The 2,663-nt window shown below is 69.4% G+C and carries 5 protein-coding genes and 1 pseudogene; all 6 read left to right on the top strand.

Annotated features, from left to right (window positions below):
* Positions 1–423: 423 nt before the first annotated feature.
* Positions 424–573, top strand: a complete 150-nt coding sequence (locus ACFSL4_RS30740; RefSeq protein ID WP_381090092.1) for a hypothetical protein — start codon at positions 424–426, stop codon at positions 571–573.
* Positions 574–676: 103 nt separating this feature from the next.
* Positions 677–1,051, top strand: a complete 375-nt coding sequence (locus ACFSL4_RS30735; protein ID WP_381090089.1) for a hypothetical protein — start codon at positions 677–679, stop codon at positions 1,049–1,051.
* Positions 1,052–1,274: 223 nt separating this feature from the next.
* Positions 1,275–1,412 (top strand): hypothetical protein, encoded by a 138-nt coding sequence (locus ACFSL4_RS30730; protein WP_381090087.1) that lies wholly within the window; start codon positions 1,275–1,277, stop codon positions 1,410–1,412.
* On the top strand, positions 1,409–1,678 hold the full coding sequence (locus ACFSL4_RS30725) for a hypothetical protein (RefSeq protein WP_381090084.1): 270 nt from the start codon (positions 1,409–1,411) through the stop codon (positions 1,676–1,678). Before ACFSL4_RS30730 ends, ACFSL4_RS30725 begins: the two co-directional genes overlap by 4 nt.
* A complete protein-coding gene (locus ACFSL4_RS30720; protein WP_381090081.1) occupies positions 1,671–1,931 on the top strand; it encodes a hypothetical protein in 261 nt (86 codons plus the stop codon). The genes ACFSL4_RS30725 and ACFSL4_RS30720 overlap by 8 nt, the downstream gene beginning before the upstream one ends.
* Before the next feature lie 189 nt (positions 1,932–2,120).
* Positions 2,121–2,663 (top strand): annotated as a pseudogene (locus ACFSL4_RS30715) (radical SAM family protein); the annotation flags it as partial.

Raw genomic sequence — 2,663 nt, 5'->3', positions numbered from 1 at the left:
TCGTCCGGCACGCCGAGAGCACGCACCGGACACCGCGGGCACCGCACAGGACTTTCGAAACACCCCCTAGCGGCACATACCGGCTGCTAGCCACGACCTCAGGCTGTGACAAGGCTCACCCGGACATCATGATTGAGCGGCCAACTCACCAGAGATCACGTTGGGTTTGTCGATCAAGCGGTTGGGGCTTCCAGCGACTTGCGTCGGTCCGGCAGTTCTCATCCAGCCAATTGCTTAGGCTCCCGCGTTCATAGCCGCAGGCCAGGCCCACATCGAACGGGCCGGGCCATCGCGGTGACGTGCCCACGTCTCCATGAACCGGGAGCCCGCCACTATGCCTTCGCGTGCCAAGATTGCGCGGAATGCCTTGCAGGCACCCTTCGGCAAGATCCTGACGCCGATGTCAGCGAGCTGCGCGCCGAGTTGGCCGCAGCCAACATCGAGGACTACATCCGCAAGGTCATTCGTGCAGCCCCGCCGCTGAGTGCCGCGCAGCGCACCCGTCTCGCTGCGCTGTTGGCCCCTGGCATCGCCGCCGCCCGCTCCTCCGAGGACGGAGGCGACCCGGCATGACCCTGGACAGCCGAAGGGGCCACCCGGCACAGGCGGCCCCCGAGTTGATGCGTGGCGGCATCTGCGATTCCACGGTAGCGGCTCGGACTGACAGGACGGGCCGATGATGGGCGCGGGACTGGTCAAGGCCGTGTACGCCCGATGGGCTTCCTTGCCGCACGCGCCCTTCCGTGCCCTGGTGTTCATGGCCGTGACGGCGAAGGACGAGGACAACCCGCCGTGCTTCTGGGGCGGTCGGGAATCGCTCGCCCTTGCCCTTGGGCGGATGGCCCCTCCTCCGAACGACGACGACCCCGAGGTGATCAAGGAGCGGCGCGCGGCGTTCGCGAGTGTCGACCGGGCCGTCAAGGAGCTGACCAAGGTCAAGGCGATCAAGGTCGTGGAGGCGGCCGGGCACTACCGGCCCGCGAAGTACGCGCTGAACGTCCTGCGCGATAGCACCACGCTGAACGTGCCGGTAGCACCACGTTCAGCGTGACGAAGCACCACACTGAACGTGGCCCACAGGAAGAACAGGAAGATCCAGGACTTACCTCAGGAGAAGCGGGCCGGGGTGGTCTATCACCTGACCCTGGCGCGCACGCGCGGCTGTCCCACGAGATTCCCCCTCCACACCCGCCGCAACGGCGCCAGCCCCACCGGCACCACGACGACGGCGCCAGCACGTCGGTGCCGCGGCCCTGCACGCCATCGAGGACCAGGTGCCCGTCCTTCAGCGCGCCGTCGAACGCCTCATGGACCTCTACGAGCGGCTCGGCGCCGAGCGGGAGACGCGTCTTGCGGTCTACCGCGAGATCGCCGACGCACTCGGCCTCCCCGTACCCGAAGAGGACCGATGATGGGACGCCAGAAGCCGAACCGGCCGCGCCGCACACCCGGCGTCCGGCGCGCCCTCCTGGTCGTCGACCACGCCGAGGACGCGGCCGGCCTGGCGCTCCTGCTCGCCGCCGCCGGCTGCCCGCACTGCGGCGGCCGAGCCCAACCCCGGCCCGGCCCGACCGGATTCGCCATCGTCGTCGACCACCGCGACGGCTGCCCCGAGCTGGCCGACCCCGGCCAGCTCACTCCCGACCACGATCCGAAAGGGACCACCAACCATGCCTGAGCAGCCTGCCGAGTTCGGCATCACCCACGACGACCAGGAGCGGCCGGTGCCGTACCTGAGCAAGCCGTTTCCCCAGTGGCTCGATGGTGAGATCGAGGCCGGCCTCGACCAGGTCGCCCGCCGCATCCGCCGACACCCCGAGTTCCGCGCCGAGCTGGAGCAGCTGGAACGGGACCTTCTCGCCGAGCAGCAGCGGCGCCGGAAGCTGTACGCGGAGATCGCTGCGGTGTTCGTCGACGGACCTTCGACCTGACGGACCGTGTTGCCGTGATCATCAGATAGTCCCCATCATGGGGCGGCACGCCGTTCTTGGACCGCGTAACCGCACCGCTCGTCGGGGCGTGCGGGTGTGGGTACGGTATGGGCCATGGGGTTGACCTCCGAGTCAGGTGATCCCCTAGGGCCCTTCCGGCGTTGCGACCGCTGGTCGGGCCCGACTTTCACGGCCCTGCGCGACCACGCGAACCCGTTCTCGATCCTCACCAAGGACACGCTCGTCCTGCGCGACCTCGACCTGCTGAAGCAGGCGTCCGAGGTCACCGACGTCTCCGTCTCCGTCGGCTTCGTCGACCAGGAGCTGTGGCGCACCGTCGAACCGGGCACCCCGGCGCCAAAGCGCCGCCTGGACGTCGTACGCACCCTGGACGAACACGGCATCGGCTGCGGCGTCCTGATGGCCCCGGTCATCCCGTTCCTCAGCGACCACCCCGCCCAACTACGCGACACCGTACGGGTGATCGCCGCAGCCGGGGCGACTTCGGTGACCCCGCTGGTGCTGCATCTGCGCCCGGGCGCCCGCGAGTGGTTCACCGCCTGGCTGGAACGCCGGCACCCGCATCTCGTACGACGCTACGAACGGCTGTACGCGGAGGGCACCTACGCCCCGAAGTGGTACCAGCGCCGGATCACCGGCCAGGTGCACGAACTGGCCCAGGAGTACGGCATCGGCCCCGCGTACGCGGGCCTGCCGCGCAGGGTCCGGCGG

The organism is Streptomyces caeni, assembly GCF_042678285.1.
In the GTDB taxonomy this organism is placed as follows: domain Bacteria; phylum Actinomycetota; class Actinomycetes; order Streptomycetales; family Streptomycetaceae; genus Streptomyces; species Streptomyces caeni.
This window is presented reverse-complemented; position numbering and strand designations above follow the sequence as displayed.

Bases quoted from the DNA above. Each gene is read 5' to 3' on its own strand.
- ACFSL4_RS30725 (WP_381090084.1), top strand. From the start codon at position 1,409: ATGATGGGACGCCAGAAGCCGAACCGGCCGCGCCGCACACCCGGCGTC.
- ACFSL4_RS30735 (WP_381090089.1), top strand. From the start codon at position 677: ATGATGGGCGCGGGACTGGTCAAGGCCGTGTACGCCCGATGGGCTTCC.
- ACFSL4_RS30720 (WP_381090081.1), top strand. From the start codon at position 1,671: ATGCCTGAGCAGCCTGCCGAGTTCGGCATCACCCACGACGACCAGGAG.